Source organism: Lacrimispora sp. BS-2 (genome assembly GCF_040207125.1).
Taxonomy (GTDB): Bacteria; Bacillota; Clostridia; order Lachnospirales; family Lachnospiraceae; genus Lacrimispora.
The window spans coordinates 3,695,197-3,712,350 of record NZ_CP157940.1 but is presented as its reverse complement, the minus strand read 5'-3'; the positions used below and the strand labels follow the sequence as shown (position 1 = coordinate 3,712,350).

The following is a 17,154-nucleotide window of genomic DNA, read 5'->3' as shown; positions in this document are numbered from 1 at the left end:
CAGATGCTGAAAGTAAAAGATATCTCTGTCACATATGGAAAAGGCGGAACACATAAAGCAATTGACCAGATGTCCTGGCTGCTGGAGACCGGTAGGGTTCTGGCTGTGGCAGGTCCCTCCGGCTGCGGAAAATCCACCATGGTTCACGCCCTGGCAGGCATTCTGCCTTATACAGGCTCCATCACCCTGGACGGAACCAGCCTTGACCCCAAAACCTGCTCCATCGGGCTGATCCCACAGAATTACGGGCTGCTGCCCTGGAAGACAGTAAAGGAAAACTGCCTGTTCACGGCCAAAATCCGGAGTAATACAAGTAACCTGGAAGTGCATCTTACCAACCTGTGTAAAGAGCTGGGAATTGGCGGACTTTTAGACCGTTATCCGGGTACATTAAGCGGCGGGCAGGCACAGCGTGTGGCTCTCACAAGGGCATTCCTTATGAATCCGGAACTGCTTTTGATGGACGAGCCATTCGCTGCCCTGGATATTGCCGCGGCATTGGCAGCAAGGGAGCTGTTTCTGCGGGTCTGGAAGGAAAAAAAGCCCACCACAGTCATTGTCACCCACCGGGTGGAAGACGCTCTTTACCTTGCCCACAGGATCGCAGTGATGAAACGGGGCGGCTCCTTTGATTTTTTCAGCGAAAATCCATGGCAGGGTTTGAAACGTCCTTCAGAACCAGCCTATCGGTTACTGGAACAGCAGATCACGGAAAATATCATTAAGGCGGATGAGATATGAGAAAAAAAATGTGGGTCTTTTTAAAAGGGTTTTTACTTGTAAATTTATTATGGCTCCTTCTCGCCGCCATTTTATCCACCCCGGTGCTTCCGGGGCCTCTTACGGTATACGCTAAATTCAGCCAGGTGGCGACGGCCAGGCTTTGGCTTCATATAGGAGCCAGCTTAGGCCGTGTGGCGGCAGGTCTTTCCATTTCCCTTCTCATCGGCATCCCTGTGGGAATTGTCATGGCCTCATCCTCTATTGCAAACCGCCTCCTGCACCCTCTGGTGTACTTTTCTTATCCGGTTCCAAAAACAGCACTGCTTCCAGTTTGTATGCTGCTTTTAGGATTGGGCAATGGTTCCAAAATTCTTATTATTGTTTTGACTACCGTATTCCAGATCATCGTTGCTGTCCGTGATGCGGCAGAACATATAGATCAGGGCATTTATTATGTAGCTAAAAGTGCCGGCGCTGATAAAAAAAGTATTTTAAAAAATATCACCCTGCCGGCGGTACTACCGGAGCTATTCACCAGCATCCGGATAGGAACAGGAACATCTCTAGCGATTCTCCTGATTGTAGAAGCCTATGGAACACGCTGGGGAATCGGCTATTTCATCCTGGATGCCTGGTCCAGGATCAACTATATTCAGATGTATGGCGGCATTGTTATCATGTCAGTGGTCGGGGCGGGATTGTTCTGGATATTGGACGGAATCCAGTGGACATTGTGCAAGAGTACGAGGTGACCGCCTAACGGATCTAGATACTAACTAGTAAGTTTTCAAACTCACCTAAATTTAGTTGTTGCTTTGCATCGGAAAGTGCCTTTTCCGGTTCTGGATGTACCTCAACCATGATCATATCAGCCCCAACTGCCAGAGATGCTTTAGCCATTGGTATCATAATATCCTTCCTGCCAAGTGAATGACTTAAATCAACTACCACTGGATAATTTGTTTTTTGTTTTAATAAAGCTACACAGGACAAATCCAACGTATTTCTGATTTCGTGTTCAAAGGTTCTAATTCCTCTTTCACACATAATTATTTTTGTATTACCTTCATTTTGAATATACTCTGCTGCACAAATAAATTCCTCGATAGTGGCCATAAGACCCCTTTTAAGCAAAATAGGTTTATCTGTTTTACCAAGTTCCTTCAGCATACTATAATTAAACATATTACGGCTGCCTACCTGAAGAATATCTACCATCTGCTCCATATATTCCAAATCCCGTATATCCATAATTTCAGTCACTGATATTAATCCATATTTTTCACATGTCTCATGGATAATTTTAACTCCATCTTTTCCAAGCCCTTGAAAAGTTTTCGGTGATGTTCTCGGTTTGTAGGCACCCGCTCTTAATATCTTCACTTGTTTTTCTACTAAAAAAGCTGAAACTTTTTCCAATTGGGAAGTTGATTCCACTGCACAAGGCCCAGCAATCATATTTCCCAACTTTCCAAGAGTTATTTTATCCCACAAGCTCTCGCTACCAATCTTGTACATTTTTAAATTCCCTCTTTTTATTATTTATCTGCTTTCTCTACAAATTTTAATCTAACTGAGAATCCAAAGCAGCAGACCGTAACCTATTCTACCACTATTTTATAGTTTTATAGTATTCCTTCCACTCTTCCTCGGTCAGCCTGTTTACATACCATGTGGGCTCTACATTATTTTCTGATGGAATCACCTGATTTGATACGTATTGAAATTTACCATCTGGCAAGGGGCGTATCACTACTTTATGTTGAAACGCTGTTTCTAAGTTCATTTTCGGCCAGACCGCATTTACAGTAAGTTCTATGGTACCATCATCCTGATTCTCATAATCTATTACTTCCGGATATGGAATTTCAGTGTCTGAACCACAGTCATATAACCCGCGGGGTCTGTATTCGTACATACTGTTACTGTCCATGTACTTGACCTTCTCCTGCAGGATCTGACTTCTTATCTTAAAGTTTTCCATAATTATTCCCTCAAATTCCGTTTTCGGTATCTGAGAAATTTTCCCATCATAATCGGATGAATATGGATTATATGTTGAAAACTTTAACTGATAAAGTATATCAAATAAATCGTAAAAATTCAGATTCTTATATTCATTCTCATTCCAGTCGATCGTAAATAAATTATTTAAATGATAGCCTATTGGCAAAATGTATTTTCTGTTTAATTCTCGATAAATATTATCCAGAGGTTTCACTCGGACAGCCACATGATCATACGGACCAGAAAAACCAGCCATATAATATTTATCAAAAAATAAATATCCATATTCTGAGAAAACCCATGTATTTGGCTGATAATTGTCCGTATAAAGATTAACAAGTTCATTTTCTTGCCAGAATAAACTTTTTGCAGAAACATCTACCTTACCCTCTTTTGTATTGAAATTGAATTGTACAAACTCACCATTATTCAAAACAATAATTAATAATAATTCTGCATCCTGTTTCTCAGCCACGTTCTTACAAAATGCCTCTACCAGTTCCTGATTTTCCATATTTAATTGATTATCCTGATCGACCACAGCATACCCTCTTTCACCTAGCCGATTTACCATTTTCTGAACTGTTTCTAAACTCCCTAATGTCTTATTTTTCTTAGATTGTTGGTAAATATCCTTACAAAGTTCTGCAAGCTCTATGCTGACATCTTCCCCTTGATTTTGCTGGTTACCTTCAGATTCTATTGCCTCTTTCCCAGTCAATGGATCTTTAGAAGCACCTCTACATCCTGTTAACACAAATATAATAGCAGCTATCCCTGCAATCAATTTTCTTCTATTCAATATTAGACCCCCTTGTAAATAGTAATCCTTCATACCCCAAAATTACCTATTTAAATACTACGTGCATAAAATTCAAACAGAAAGAAGGCCCCAGGCAACAACTCCCGGAACCTTTCCTCTTGCTTTGGTTCTGATATACGTTCCGCAATGCTCTCCCACATGCACTTTTTATTTTAACTGTTTTCCATAAAATTTAGTTAAAGCATGCAAAAAGTCTTTTCTTCTGTTTTTGCTTACAAATATTGTATCATCATTAAGTAAATATAATTCATACACTTGATAGTGTTTAATAAACTCCATATTTACAATATAACTGGAGTGACACCTATTGAAGTTTTTATTAAGTCTGGTTTCATGCTCTTTCATAGTCTTATAACTTATATAATTCCCAGACGTAGTATGAATCATTGTATTTCTATTGCACGTTTCAATATAGATGATTTCATCAAGAAAAATTTTATGTATTCCTAAGTCATTCCGCTCAACGATATATTTATCGTCGTTATACCTCAAGTCCGTAATTACATCATTTAAAACTAATGATAACTTTGTCTTTTTAATAGGCTTCATCAAATAGTACGCCGCCTTAATGTCATACCCTTTTAAGGCATATGCTGATGTTGAAGATAAAAATATAATCTTGCATTTAGGGGTAATCAGGCTAATTTGTTTCGCAACCTCAAAGCCATTCTTTTCGCCCATTAGGATATCCATAAAAACAATATCAACATCCATGTATTCTTTTATATAATCCAATACCTTATCCGGATCTGTAAATGATACCATATAAATCTCTATATTCATTTCCGACAAAATTTTATTTAAGGAACTTTTTAAAATTGTCAAAAACTCTACTTGATCATCACACATTAAAATCTTCATTTTTTCATCCCAATCGTCTTCTTAAAAATCACTTTTTTCTTCAAGGTCTTCGGAATAAAATTCGCCTAATCAGCACATATTTCAGTTTAAATACTACAAATGTTATAATTAAAAACATGAAAATCTATCTGCAATTTTTTCAATTATAATAAGCTTCTTATTAAGAAAATACTATTCTTTTGGATAATCAGGCATTGTTAACGAATAATTGGTATCAATATCTCAGTGAGAAATTTATTATCCATACACTCAAACTCACAATTCCCATTATACTTTTCCACAGCATGCGTTATACTGTTAAGTCCAATTCCATGCATTTTCTTTTCTGCTTTCGTAGTTTCAAAAACATTTTCTCTTTGTTTTTTCCGAATACTGCCTATACAATCATTTTCAATTTTAAATATAACAAAATTATTTATTTTACTTAATCGAACAGAAATCTTCGGAATCTGATTGCGATCAATTTCGCTGCAGGCTTCAATTGCATTGTCCAGAATATTACCGGCAATTGAGCAAATATCCATATCATCTATAAAATTTAAATCCACCTTTTCAATATCAGATTCCAACTCTATCCCCAGTTTATTTGCTTCATTAGACTTTTTCCACAACAGAATATCTAATATCCTATTTCCTGTATCTGAAAACTTTTCAAACTGACTCAACGTCTCTTTTGTTTTCTCCATATATGTAGGGCTAAATGTGGAAACCAACATTTGGTTTTTTAAATCATGATGCATAATACGAATATTTTCAAAAGTTTCTATTTGATTCTGGTAATACTCATATTGAATATGATCCTTTTGCTTTAACATAGATAATTCTTGATCTTTATTGCGATAATGAATATACTTCTCAAAAAATATCATATGCAACAAAGGAAAAACAACCAATATACATGCAATTACCGCTAATAGTACCAAGAAATCGTCTTTTTCAAAATCATCAAAACCCAGTAGTATCTTTGCTATAACTAAAAAACTTACAAAGGATATTAATAATGGCAGATAAAGGATCAAGATCTCTTGTTCATCTAACTTTTCATAATTTCGCTTTTGAATTTTCCTATTCAGCATAAACAGACATAGAGCAATTATTCTAGATAGCCCCATTGATATCAGCCATAAATTGGGCCTGGAATAATCATTAAATATATCCATATCAAAACTTTTTGTCAATAAAAAAATCAAAGGGAGAATTAATACTTCTGAGATTCCCAACAATAAAATAAAAACAATGGCTTCTTTTCCAATTTCATAGCGGCTTACCTTATCGTAGTTAAAATATCTAATAGCTAAAACCATACATATATTACATATTGCTTTGCACAACAAAGGAAAATCTATACTTCCTAGTATGCAATTGATAAGGAAATACAAACTATACGCCGAAATCGCCTGCAAACGCTTGCTCTCTTTGATAGTATGACAATTCAAATAAAAGAACAGTACCATAGTATCAATAAACATTACAAAGATTGCAATCAATATCGCCTGTTTATCCATTACTTATCATCCTTCATTTCTTCAAATTCACCACTTTCCCGGATGATTTTTCTATCAACATATCAAAAAATTCTTTAGAAAATATAATTGTCCTAACTGAGACAAAGCCTTATCCATTTTATACATAAATTTAACCCCCCTGAAAATATTAAAATCTTATATTCAAAATTATACCACAGATTTACCAATGTTTTCCATGAAAATATTGATGGTTTATCCCAGGCTTATGTTAACTTATAAATTTAAAAATGGATATTTTCGTTATGGCACCAGTTCATACACGAAAATATCCATCATGTTTATTAACTAAATCTTCTACGAATGAAATCATTAACCGTTAATTTATGCATATCAAAGTCAAGATTTTCTTTAGCAATTACCGAACTGGCATACATAGCCAATTCGGCCATACGTTTTGCCACCTGACAGACCATGGGATTGGAGGATTGGAGAGTTTCACCGCACTCTACCTGAATTGCTACACATGCCCCACCGCATAAATGTCTCGCCCAACAATCTTTACATTTTGTACGATTATAAACTGTTCTGTCAAAAAACATATGACGTTTATCATTAAAACTTGTTTTTACATGGCCAATAATATAATCTTCGTTTCCTATAAAACGCATGCAAGGATAAATATTACCTTTAATATCAACGCTTGCAAATCCCAACCCAGATCCGCAACCGTAAATTCTTCTTATTCCTTTACTTACTGCATCAACTTCAGAAACAAACGGATAGATATTATACTCCTCACCATTTCTTAACTTTTCCAAGAAAGTCTCAGCCAATACATCGTACTTTTTAAAATATTCATCTAAATCTTCCTGCCTATACGAAGTTTCCTCGTAAGAGCCTAATGCCGGAGTCAGCGCAACACATTTGAAATGCAAATCATCAAGCATATGATTAACGATTCTTGTCACATCCGTGATTCCCTTCGCCACAGTCGCTCTTGGAATCAGACCTGAATTATCCACTTCATTTAAAAGAACTTTTACATTCTTCTCAAGCATATCATACGAACTTTGTCCATTTGCTGCCGGCCGATTCGCATCATGAATCTCTTTATCACCATCAATACTAATCTGCAATCCAATATCATTTTCCTTAATCAACTGTACTAATTCATCATTCAGAATTGTTCCATTGGTACTGATTACAATATAGATTTTTTTGTCATATTCCACCTCAAGTTCTTTGCATCGTTTCACCATATATTTGACTAATGGAATATTTGTTAATGGTTCTCCACCAAATAGGTTTATATTAAGTACTTTCGACGTTTTGGCCTGATTTACAAACCAGTTCAACGTTTTATCGGCCATTTCCTGGCTCATAATATCACGCTCGCCGTTATAACTTCCGGATGCCGCAAAACAATACCTACATCTTAAATTACAGTTATGGGAGACATTTACAACCAAATTTATAACTTCTTTGTCCTGTTCAATTGCAATCTCTTTGTATTTCGGTTCTTCTTCACAAATAAATCCGAATGTTTTGAGATTTTCTAATGCCTCCTGAATCTGCTTATTTTCGTATTTATCTTGAATTTCTTCAGCAGTAGTCCCGGCATCACTAAGGTAATCAGCGATATCACAATATACATCTTCTACTGAATAAAAATCCGAGTTATTAACATCCAGTAAAATATTTATACCATTATGTGAAAAGTGGTAATTATCAACAAAAAATTTATTACTTTTTAATTCCTTTAATGTGTCTCGCATTCTTTCCTCCTGCTTTTTATGGACAGAACGGTACGGTAACCGCTCTGCCCTTTATAAAATGGTCATTGTCAAGCACGTTTATATATGTAGGGTCTTCGTATCAACTAAATACATGCAACAGCTCCTGAATCACAACCACTGTTTACATTAGGATCAATGTTTTTATATTCCTCTGTGTTTACCTTCGTCATTATTCTCACCTCCAATCCATCAATTCAAAACAAAAAAACTACTTTTTAAAAATATTACCTTTTGGCTCTCCAATGAATCATTTTATTTATAACAATTAAGTCCTTTATTATTAACTTAATTGTTGTTAATATCATATCAAATACCTAACTCAATTCAATGCAATACGAATATTACGGTATTCACAACGATTATTTAGAATTTTCTATTCATTTATTGTCTTCAAAATCATCTGAACTGGTGTATATTCTATTTCCTTAAACCCTATTTCCTTACTTACCGATAATCCCTTTTTTGTCACCTCCATGTTCAATAACTCAACGCCCTTTTTCTTTGCATATTCAGCCGACATTTTTAAAAGTGAACCTGCTAAACCAAGTTTTCGGTACTTAGATTTTGTATATCCATTAATCGGAACCCCTGCGGTTCCTTCCGGAAAATCAGGATGTGGCAGCCGGTAATAATACGCTGTAAAACTGGTTGAAACTATTTCCCCCTTGTACTCTGCTATAAAAGCATCTATATCTGCATTTAAGTGCTTATTAAAAAAGTCTGCTAATTTATGCTCCAATCCAGAAGCTCCATTAACTACCTCTTCGCCCAAATCTTCTTTTAGATATGCAATTCTCATATTTACCAGCTGTTCAATATCTGCCTTATCTGCCTTTCTTAAAATAATATCCTTCATTTTAACTGATTCCTCCCCTTGCAAGCTCTATCCCTAAATGCAGCGCTTCAAGCGCATCACTGCGTATAACCCCTGTAAATCGTTTTACAATCGTCTTTTCGATATCTTTACTGGAAATAATATATCTATCGCCAGCAAAGACAATTCCCAACATTATAATATTGGTATTCTTTTTAGTCTCTTTTTTCTCCCATTTGTTTCCCAGATCATAATACCTGATGTTAATATCAGACCTGATCGGTATCTTAGAAACTATGGCTCTGCTCATCAAATCATCTGGGGCTTCTACAAATCCATATTGTTTTAGATAATTCTGGTATCGAAGTGCTTCCAATGAATCCATGGAAATCACCTCATCTACTTTTCCTATTGGAATAAACGGACTATATATTTTTTCTCCAATTCGTACATGACTTAAAACGCTTCCACCTCTTTGTGCCATTCCTATGGTTTCTGCACTTCGCGCTTCATATCCTTTATCCAAAGCCGTTTCCAATATTAATTTAGAACAAGTAATAACTCCCTGTCCTCCAATGCCTGCAACTATAAATTCATTCATTCTTACCTCCAGTACATACGATCGCTTTTCGCTTGCATATTGAGGCACAAAGACCGCACCCATTACATTCCGTTTCCTCAATTTTCGGGATACCATCACTCATACGCATTGCCGGGCACCCCAGTTCCTTAACACAATGCCCACATCCATTACAGATACGCTTATCTAAGAGTACTTTATATTTGGAATTTTGTTTTATCTTACAGGGTGAACGAAATACAATTACCCTTATCCCGTCTAACTCTGCCATTTCTTTTACAATTCTTATACTCGCTTGAAGGTCAAAGGGTGATACTACAGATACATTTGAGACACCTAATCCAAAAAGAACCTGCTCTATTTTGATGATTTGAGGTAATTCACACATAATTGGCCCTGTTTCAGGCGTTGGTTGACCGCCGGTCATGGCCGTTGATGAATTATCTAAGATAATTATCATCAAATTTCCATTGTTATATATTCCATTAAGTACGCCTTGAATTCCTGTATGAAAGAAAGTCGAATCACCGATAAATGAAATAACCGTATCTTTTGGATTGACCTTTTGTAATCCAAGCCCAATCGTAATTCCGGCTCCCATGCACAAACATGTATCTACCATATTTAGCGGTTCTGCTTTACCCAATGTATAACACCCAATATCACCGCAAAATATAGCCTTACGACCTTTCATTGCTTGTTTAACTGCATAAAAAGCAGCACGATGGGAACAGCCTGCACATAATGTTGCCTTTTTTACTTCAATAATTTCACTGGTATCGGATTCACTTACCGAAATTTCTGGAAGCTTAAAAACCTTTTGAAATAGATGAATAATTTCGTCAATCGTATTCTCACCGGCAACTTTCACATCTTTAGAAAGCTTTCCATATATCCGATGTGTAGACATACCTGCTTTCCCATATAAATAATAAATATAGCGTTCAACTACAGCATCTAATTCTTCAATAACAACAACACGCTCTACCTTGCCAAGAAGTGAAATTATACTATGTTCTGGCAAAGGAATGGTCGCAGCTTCCAGTAAAATATATTGCTCTTCCTGCAGATGCAAATAGTCTATTGCCTCCCTTGCATAAGCGTAATTTACACCAGAAGCAATAATAAGGATATTACCGGTACCATGTGGCTTATAATATGGAAGCAAATCAAAGTCTTTCTTCAAGTCATCAAATCTTTTTTCCACTTTAATATGATTTAAATAGGATAACGCAGGAAAACATACCCATTTATTATTCTTCTCAAATCCTTTTTCCATTGTAGTCAAATTAACTTTTTTCCGATATATCCCTGCATAACTATGGCATACTCTTGTTGTTGGCCGCAGAATAACCGGTGTACTATATTTTTCGGATATATTAAATGCTTCTTGCGTCATAAGATACGCTTCTTCCGGTGAAGACGGATCTAATAATGGAAGTTTGGAATAGATAGCAAAGTTTCTAGTATCTTGTTCTGTTTGTGAAGATATGGGGCCCGGATCATCTGCAACTACTAAGACCAATCCTCCCTTGACCCCTATATAGGATAAATTCATAGCAGGATCCGAGCAGGCGTTTAATCCTACCTGTTTCATTGTGACAAGACACCTATAACCAGAATATGCCGCTCCTGCTGCCACCTCAAGTGCTACTTTTTCGTTTACTGACCATTCCACATAAATATCATCCGTTTTATTTTTATAAACCGCTTCAACCACTTCCGTAGAAGGGGTACCTGGATATCCACAAACAAATGTAACTCCCGCGTCAATAGCCGCCAAAGCAATTGCTTGATTTCCCATCATAAGTTCCTTTTGCATGTTTAATCTCCTTAGATTCCTACCTGCTCTCCAATCCCTTTCTGGTCCGTTTAACTACATAGCCACGTCCTTTCACATTCTCCGCCATTGTCAATATTAAAAATACATCCTCGCCTTGTGAAAAACGGCTGTTTGCGTAAAAGAAAGAATACCCATGGCCTTCCACTTTGAACTTGAAAAGCCGGGCAATTCGCCTGGCCATAATTATTTTAATTAAATTAATAAAGTGGAAACAGATATGGTCTTCATTGGCTTAAATCCAAATTCTTCGTAAAAGGGCATAGCATTTTCGGGAATTTCCATTTCTAACATTTCTACTCCCCGTTTCTCAGCATGCTTTATTAAAACCTCAAACAAAGCTTTTGACAATCCCTTATTTCTGTACTGAGGCTTCGTATAATTATTAATGGGAATTCCAATCTTTCCATTTACAAGTCCCGGCTCTGGCATCTTGTCATAATAGAGCATAAAACACATTGACAAAATCTCTCCATTTAATTCTGCCACAAAAGTATCCATATCCTTATCAAAATGCTCTTCCAAAAAGAGGTTTAGTCTTTTATTGAAGTCTTTAGATTTTTCTATTGGCTCTACGGAGGACACCTCACTTAAAAACTGCATCCGAATATCAACTAATTGAGGAATATCTGAGGGAATTGCTTTTCTAAGAGTTATATTCTTTTCTACTTTATCTGCCCATTTATCACAAACCGAATTACCTCCCAGCATTAAATGAATTGCCGAATATCCACTTGCTTTAAATCCTAACGCTTTGTATCTCAGCAGGTCCTTTTCTGCAACTCCAATTTCATATACTTCTGCTCCCTGTTTCTTCGCATTTTCCATTGATTCTTCGCACAAAGTTTTTTTTAATTCTTTATTTTCATACAAAGGCTCTATATAAGCAAATAACAGATAAGCACATTTATTATTTCTAGAATTCATACGCGGAAATAGTGTCAAATATGATGTTCCGAGAGCGGCTATTATTCTGCCATCTAATTCCGCAAGAAAAACATCTAAATTATTATTTAGATATTTGCGGAAAAAGGCTTCTATTTTTAAATTTAAGTCTATGTATTTTTTAACCTGACCTTCTCCCTGCTCCTTATACAAAAAATCCATACTCATTTGGACCAATTTTAAGATATCGAAACAGTCTGCCTTTCTTATAACTATATTTTTTTTCATTTTACATACCTCCCCTATCTAATTGTAATTTGAGGTTCATGCTTAAGTCTTTGAATAAAATTATTTTTTTCGTTATAATACTCTATTGCTTCTAACGCCATATTTTCCGGAATCCTAAATGACCTTTTTAAAAATCCCCCGCAATAACCACACGTTTCACATTGTTGATCACATACAACCTTATTGTTATAATATCCCTCTACATAGCCATTTAAGGCTTTGTTATCAATGTATGGCTGATTCTCCGTATCATAGGGGGCAAATATATGAAGTAAGTCTAATAAATTACCATCAAAACTTTCATTAATATATGCCTTAAGTAGCCTCATCATATTTCCATGCTGCATGAATTCTCTTCCTTCTACCTTAAAATACTTAATTCCCATATTTTCATACAGATGTAAATCCTCTGGTCTTATCCAATTAAGATTTAGATACGCTTGAAGATCTTGGGATTTTTGTACTCCGCAGTTCATAAAAAAATAGCTTTCGGCTCTGTTACTATTGTCATGAGCTGTTTGATTGTAATGAAATGTTTTATATGGACAATCTTTCACGCACTTGTCATTAATTATAATTTCTATTTTATCCGCACCTAGTTCTGCCATATTGCGCAGAATTTTAAAATTTTTAGTCAGATCAGGATCCACAACGATGCGCTCCACACCAATTTTTTTATAATGCTTCATTCTTTTTACTGAATTTATTTGGCATATTGCAGAAGCCTTTATATTCATATCAGGTGCAATACTTTTTACCAATTCAATCATTGCAGGTGTTGCTAACGTTAAATTTTTAACTCCTATATTTTGCAAGTCAATAAGAAGCCTTCTGATTTCTTGTATACCTTCATCAGTAAACTCATAATTTCCAAAGCAAGAAGCATTTAACGTATAGTTAAATTCAATCCTATTCTTACTTGAAAACTCAACATATTTTTCCAAATCTTTCATACATATTTGTGGTAGGGTACTTTTTGCTCTTCCTGACATGTGCATATACCCTTCTGTGAGTTGTCCATATGTCTCTCTTATTTTTATATTGTTATGACTTTGGTTCAATTCTTTGTATTCCAATATGGTTTTCTCCTTAAAATCTGCCGGTACACTAAACACTTTCATTCAAACATACCCTCTTTCTTCTTTAATCTTTTATGCATAAATCATATTGGTTCGTTAATATCAATACACTTTAAATCTGTTGTTTTCAATGTCAAATGATTCATTAGGTATGCAGATTGATTAATTTGTCCAAAAATATATCATTCTAAATTTATTATTGCATTTCAGCTTTGTATCAGTTATCCTACACATATAGAACTTCATAATATAAAAAGTATGAACATAAAAAGAAAGGCTGATGAATGAGAAACAATACAATAACATTTTTTATCCCCATATTATGTTTGCTTAGTATATGGCTAACGGCTTGTGGAAGAACGACGGGAGTGAGCATGGACGTTATGGCAGATGAACCTAAGGTGATTTTAGATGGTAGCAAAGGTGACATCCAAATACAAAATGAGGATAATTCTTCCCATTCTGATGACAACAACGATTTGGTAAGCTCTGCGGCAAATTCTGACGAAATAAGTGAAATTGAGGAAGAAATTTTTAAAACGGAAGAAGCAAGGAGTAAAAGTAAATATTGGAATGAGGTTGTCGCTTGGGATGAGAAGAATTTAAGAACTGGAATGGATCGAGTATTTGAACCAATACTAAATTCTGACAGTCAATATTATGACAGAGGTGAACTTGAAGGTTTTCCGAAGGTAATTCTTTATTTGGCAAAAAACGAGATCTATGCGAGACATGGTTATATATTCATGGATGAAGAATTAGGAAATTATTTTAAGGGGCAGGTTTGGTATACGCCGACTGTCAAAGCATCAGATTTTAGGGATGATGTATTTAATGAATATGAGACAGCAAATCTTCGAGTGCTAGTGGATATATTATCAGCACTGGAATAATGGCGGTTTTGAAAAAGTAAATTATTTTATCAAGGTTAAAGGTCATTATCTAAGTAATAAACTTAGATAGTGACCTTTTTAAGTAATGCAGTTTACAAATCTGATCTTTCCTCTTTTTATTAGTTGAATGCGCATTCAAAACGTATAACTAAAAAGGAGAAAAGCTATGTTAATGAAAAAGGGAGATTCAGGTAACAACGTTAAATGCTTACAGCAGGGATTACGTATGGTGTGCATTAATCCCAATGGAACGGATGGTGTGTATGGAAGTGGTACAGAGAGTGCAGTTATAAGATTCCAAAATAAGAACGGGATAACAGCTACAGGAATCGTTAATGATTCCACTTGGAATGTGTTGTGTGAGCAGATTATGCCCATACAGAAGGGGTTAAAAAATGCCGGGTACGACATTGGCACGATTGATGGTATTGCGGGAGCGAAAACCTATAACAGCGTGCTGAATTTTCAGAGCAGTCATGGTTTAACCCCAGATGGTATGGTTGGATCCGGAACCATGAAATTGCTTTTTCCTGATAACCAGAACACGGCTTCGTATGTATTATCAAGAGGATCCAAGGGCGAAAATGTTAAAAAAGCACAGCTGAGATTAATTGCTTTGGGATATTCCTGCGGTGCCGCAGGGGCAGATGGCCAATTTGGAAGTGGAACGTACTACGCAGTGGTAGCATTCCAGAAGCAGAACGAACTGACACAGGATGGAGTAATTGGAGCCAATACCTCGAAGAAGCTATTTTCAGCTGATGCGGTGCCCTATTCCTCATCAACGTTACTTAAAAAGGGGATGTCTGGAGAGCAGGTGCGTGAACTGCAGGAGAGATTAATTGAACTGGGATATTCCTGTGGGGCTTCTGGTGCCGATGGATTTTTTGGAAATGCCACATATTACGCAGTAATTAGCTTCCAAAAGTGCAATAACATAGCACAAGACGGCATTGCTGGTCCGGAAACTTTGAAAAAGATTTATTCTGAATATGCAATAAAATATAGTGCTCCAACTGTATTAAAAAAAGGGGATTCAGGAGAAGAAGTACGAAAGTTACAGCTGCGGCTTCTAGAATTAGGTTACAACTGTGGGATTGGAACCGCAGATGGTGTTTTTGGAAATGGAACATATAGCTCTGTGCGGGATTTCCAGAGAATAAATGGATTATCAGTTGATGGAATAGCTGGCCCGAATACCCTTGCCATGCTATATTCTGCAAGTCCAAAAGAATATAAAGCAGAAACACCAATCCCCCCTGTAATAGCAGGAACAAATGATATTGTGGAATATGCAATCCAGGTGATTTTAAGAGGTGAAGGGAATTATACTGCAATCAATGACAAAGATCCGATTAGCATTGGCATACTGCAGTGGTACCAGGAACGTGCACATGATTTATTATGCAATATCAAAGCTATGAATTCCCAGCTTGTAGAAAATTTATTAGGGAAAGGTTCTGCTTTATTTGCAGAGCTGAGCCAGGATAGATCTGTATTTAAGGGGCGCTATTTAAATGCTGATGAAAAAAAGGCATTAGTCGCTTTGTTAAATACAAAAGAAAGCCATCAGGTACAGGATGAAACGGCTAAAAGCGATGTGGGAGGATATATTGAAACCGGTAAAAGTAAAGGTATCACCAATGAAAAAGCATTGATCTATTATGCGGATCTGTATAATCAAAGCCCTAAACAGACGAACCTCATTGTAGAGAGCATTCATGGTGAGGTTTCCTTAGATAAGCTTCATCAGGCTGCAATGAACAATTCTATAATGAATCAGTATGCAAGCAGAAGGCAAAATGCGTACAATGCTGCAAATGCTTATCAAGGCAGTGTTTCTTTAGAGAACTTTGTAAATATTGCGTTGAATGAAAGTGGTACCGTAGAAAAATATGATAATATCACAAAGTACGGAGAATGGTATGGAATGAACGGGAAACCCTGGTGTGCTATGTTCGTATCATGGTGTGCTTATCAGGCCGGACTATTAGCCACTTCGAATAATGTGAATGGTATCATCCCTAAATATGCTTCCGTTGCTTTAGGAATGGAATGGTACAAAGAAAAATCACGGTTTGGAGTTAAGGGCAGTTATCTTCCGAAATATGGAGATATTCTATTCTTAAGAACAGATGCATCACATACTGCCATTGTAGTAGGTTATGATCAAAGCAGTAATAAGGTTTATACCATTGAAGGGAATTTTTCTGACAAGGTGTGCAAGGTGTGGAGATATGCAGATGATTCCAGGATTACAGGTTATGGTGTAAACGGCAGCAATTCGTACGGTTATATTCTGGAAGATGCAATTTCTGATGCCAAAGGAGATATAAGTACTATTTAGGGCACTTAATTCCATGTACAGACTGGGAGTATTTACTTAATTAACAGTAACAAAATGAGAGTGCCGCACAATAACATGAAGCCATTATGGCTACATGCCAGGAGCGGCACTCCTGCTTTTTATATTACATACGTAATAATTAAAGATTAAAGAAGCTTTTTCTTGATTCTATTTACATATTGACGGCTTATCCCTATTTTCTTTGCAATTTCACTATCAGAATAATCCAGCAGAAGATAGTTCAAGATTTTCTTTTGCATTTCATTCATACAGGTTACTTTTCTTTGCAGATCATAAAAGGTTTCAATATCCTTATATTTTTCCAAATAAACCCCTTCATCTAAATCCTTTTTATACGAATCCTCTATTTCCTCTTTTTTCAGATTTCTTTTGCACATATATGCAAACCTGAATTTTACAGCATTATTAAGATATGTAAGGCATTGACCATCTGTTTTGCACTCCGTTATATTTTTTACTGCTTCTATTATTGCTAAACACATCTCTTGCTCTGCATCAGCTGCTTCAAGGAAAAACAGTTTTCTCTTATATGATTTAATCAGCGGCTGCATCACCTCCAATAACTGCATCATAGCATCGGAATCATTTTTTGATAATTCCACTAATTTGTAAAAACATTCTTCTCCCATTTTCATCCCTACTTTCAACTTTTAAGAAGGAAGTAGGGATAAAAATGTAAACTAAAAAATCAAAAAATGGGTATTTTCATTATTGTGCCAATACACTCAAGA

The 17,154-nt window shown here is 36.1% G+C and carries 15 protein-coding genes and 1 pseudogene; 5 read left to right on the top strand and 11 right to left on the bottom strand.

All coding sequences use genetic code 11. The features are described from left to right. Positions 1 to 3 precede the first annotated feature (3 nt). Together ABFV83_RS17415 and ABFV83_RS17410 are read left to right on the top strand one after the other, a co-directional pair. Positions 4 to 741: an ATP-binding cassette domain-containing protein gene (locus ABFV83_RS17415; RefSeq protein WP_349945619.1), complete on the top strand. Its 738-nt coding sequence runs from the start codon at positions 4 to 6 to the stop codon at positions 739 to 741. Further along, the gene (locus tag ABFV83_RS17410; RefSeq protein WP_349945617.1) at positions 738 to 1,475 is read left to right on the top strand and encodes an ABC transporter permease; all 738 of its coding nucleotides are present in this window, start codon (positions 738 to 740) and stop codon (positions 1,473 to 1,475) included. The genes ABFV83_RS17415 and ABFV83_RS17410 overlap by 4 nt, the downstream gene beginning before the upstream one ends. A 13-nt stretch (positions 1,476 to 1,488) precedes the next feature. On the opposite strand, the gene ABFV83_RS17405 is transcribed toward ABFV83_RS17410, so the two are convergent. The 10 genes from ABFV83_RS17405 to ABFV83_RS17360 all read right to left on the bottom strand — a co-directional run bounded on the left by ABFV83_RS17405 (position 1,489) and on the right by ABFV83_RS17360 (position 13,204). Continuing rightward, a complete protein-coding gene (locus ABFV83_RS17405) occupies positions 1,489 to 2,241 on the bottom strand; it encodes a bifunctional 3-deoxy-7-phosphoheptulonate synthase/chorismate mutase (protein ID WP_349945615.1) in 753 nt (250 codons plus the stop codon). A gap of 94 nt (positions 2,242 to 2,335) precedes the next feature. Then, complete coding sequence (locus tag ABFV83_RS17400; RefSeq protein WP_349945613.1) at positions 2,336 to 3,532, bottom strand: DUF6070 family protein; 1,197 nt, start codon at positions 3,530 to 3,532, stop codon at positions 2,336 to 2,338. Between the two features lie 168 nt (positions 3,533 to 3,700). Further along, positions 3,701 to 4,414 (bottom strand): LytTR family DNA-binding domain-containing protein, encoded by a 714-nt coding sequence (locus ABFV83_RS17395; protein WP_349945611.1) that lies wholly within the window; start codon positions 4,412 to 4,414, stop codon positions 3,701 to 3,703. A gap of 197 nt (positions 4,415 to 4,611) precedes the next feature. Continuing rightward, positions 4,612 to 5,919 (bottom strand): ATP-binding protein, encoded by a 1,308-nt coding sequence (locus tag ABFV83_RS17390; RefSeq protein WP_349945610.1) that lies wholly within the window; start codon positions 5,917 to 5,919, stop codon positions 4,612 to 4,614. Positions 5,920 to 6,221: 302 nt separating this feature from the next. Continuing rightward, on the bottom strand, positions 6,222 to 7,655 hold the full coding sequence (locus ABFV83_RS17385; RefSeq protein ID WP_349945608.1) for a radical SAM protein: 1,434 nt from the start codon (positions 7,653 to 7,655) through the stop codon (positions 6,222 to 6,224). A 394-nt stretch (positions 7,656 to 8,049) separates the two neighbouring features. Continuing rightward, positions 8,050 to 8,532, bottom strand: coding sequence for a hypothetical protein (locus ABFV83_RS17380; protein ID WP_349945607.1), 483 nt, complete (start codon positions 8,530 to 8,532; stop codon positions 8,050 to 8,052). 1 nt (position 8,533) lies between these two features. After that, positions 8,534 to 9,091: a 2-oxoacid:acceptor oxidoreductase family protein gene (locus ABFV83_RS17375; protein ID WP_349945605.1), complete on the bottom strand. Its 558-nt coding sequence runs from the start codon at positions 9,089 to 9,091 to the stop codon at positions 8,534 to 8,536. Next, a complete protein-coding gene (gene iorA, locus ABFV83_RS17370) occupies positions 9,084 to 10,892 on the bottom strand; it encodes an indolepyruvate ferredoxin oxidoreductase subunit alpha (RefSeq protein WP_349945604.1) in 1,809 nt (602 codons plus the stop codon). Before iorA ends, ABFV83_RS17375 begins: the two co-directional genes overlap by 8 nt. 213 nt (positions 10,893 to 11,105) lie before the next feature. Continuing rightward, positions 11,106 to 12,083: a GNAT family N-acetyltransferase gene (locus ABFV83_RS17365; RefSeq protein ID WP_349945602.1), complete on the bottom strand. Its 978-nt coding sequence runs from the start codon at positions 12,081 to 12,083 to the stop codon at positions 11,106 to 11,108. A 14-nt stretch (positions 12,084 to 12,097) separates the two neighbouring features. Then, complete coding sequence (locus ABFV83_RS17360; protein ID WP_349945600.1) at positions 12,098 to 13,204, bottom strand: U32 family peptidase; 1,107 nt, start codon at positions 13,202 to 13,204, stop codon at positions 12,098 to 12,100. A gap of 332 nt (positions 13,205 to 13,536) precedes the next feature. Here ABFV83_RS17360 and ABFV83_RS17355 point away from each other — a divergent pair, with 332 nt between their 5' ends. The 3 genes and pseudogenes from ABFV83_RS17355 to ABFV83_RS17345 all read left to right on the top strand — a co-directional run bounded on the left by ABFV83_RS17355 (position 13,537) and on the right by ABFV83_RS17345 (position 16,402). Beyond that, entirely contained in the window at positions 13,537 to 14,055 is a 519-nt protein-coding gene (locus ABFV83_RS17355; protein ID WP_349945598.1) for a YARHG domain-containing protein, read from the top strand. Positions 14,056 to 14,221: 166 nt separating this feature from the next. Further along, positions 14,222 to 14,794 (top strand): annotated as a pseudogene (locus tag ABFV83_RS17350) (peptidoglycan-binding protein); the annotation flags it as partial. 78 nt (positions 14,795 to 14,872) lie between these two features. After that, on the top strand, positions 14,873 to 16,402 hold the full coding sequence (locus ABFV83_RS17345; RefSeq protein WP_349948942.1) for a peptidoglycan-binding protein: 1,530 nt from the start codon (positions 14,873 to 14,875) through the stop codon (positions 16,400 to 16,402). Between the two features lie 146 nt (positions 16,403 to 16,548). Here ABFV83_RS17345 and ABFV83_RS17340 read toward each other — a convergent pair whose 3' ends face one another. Then, positions 16,549 to 17,052, bottom strand: a complete 504-nt coding sequence (locus ABFV83_RS17340) for a hypothetical protein (RefSeq protein ID WP_349945596.1) — start codon at positions 17,050 to 17,052, stop codon at positions 16,549 to 16,551. Positions 17,053 to 17,154: the final 102 nt, after the last annotated feature.

Excerpts from the sequence above, each read along its gene's own strand:
- ABFV83_RS17415 (WP_349945619.1), top strand. The coding sequence starts at position 4 with ATGCTGAAAGTAAAAGATATCTCTGTCACATATGGAAAAGGCGGAACA.
- ABFV83_RS17355 (WP_349945598.1), top strand. The coding sequence starts at position 13,537 with ATGGACGTTATGGCAGATGAACCTAAGGTGATTTTAGATGGTAGCAAA.
- ABFV83_RS17410 (WP_349945617.1), top strand. The coding sequence starts at position 738 with ATGAGAAAAAAAATGTGGGTCTTTTTAAAAGGGTTTTTACTTGTAAAT.
- ABFV83_RS17395 (WP_349945611.1), bottom strand. The coding sequence starts at position 4,414 with ATGAAGATTTTAATGTGTGATGATCAAGTAGAGTTTTTGACAATTTTA.
- ABFV83_RS17375 (WP_349945605.1), bottom strand. The coding sequence starts at position 9,091 with ATGAATGAATTTATAGTTGCAGGCATTGGAGGACAGGGAGTTATTACT.
- iorA (WP_349945604.1), bottom strand. The coding sequence starts at position 10,892 with ATGCAAAAGGAACTTATGATGGGAAATCAAGCAATTGCTTTGGCGGCT.
- ABFV83_RS17385 (WP_349945608.1), bottom strand. The coding sequence starts at position 7,655 with ATGCGAGACACATTAAAGGAATTAAAAAGTAATAAATTTTTTGTTGAT.
- ABFV83_RS17365 (WP_349945602.1), bottom strand. The coding sequence starts at position 12,083 with ATGAAAAAAAATATAGTTATAAGAAAGGCAGACTGTTTCGATATCTTA.
- ABFV83_RS17405 (WP_349945615.1), bottom strand. The coding sequence starts at position 2,241 with ATGTACAAGATTGGTAGCGAGAGCTTGTGGGATAAAATAACTCTTGGA.
- ABFV83_RS17360 (WP_349945600.1), bottom strand. The coding sequence starts at position 13,204 with ATGAAAGTGTTTAGTGTACCGGCAGATTTTAAGGAGAAAACCATATTG.
- ABFV83_RS17390 (WP_349945610.1), bottom strand. The coding sequence starts at position 5,919 with ATGGATAAACAGGCGATATTGATTGCAATCTTTGTAATGTTTATTGAT.
- ABFV83_RS17340 (WP_349945596.1), bottom strand. The coding sequence starts at position 17,052 with ATGGGAGAAGAATGTTTTTACAAATTAGTGGAATTATCAAAAAATGAT.
- ABFV83_RS17380 (WP_349945607.1), bottom strand. The coding sequence starts at position 8,532 with ATGAAGGATATTATTTTAAGAAAGGCAGATAAGGCAGATATTGAACAG.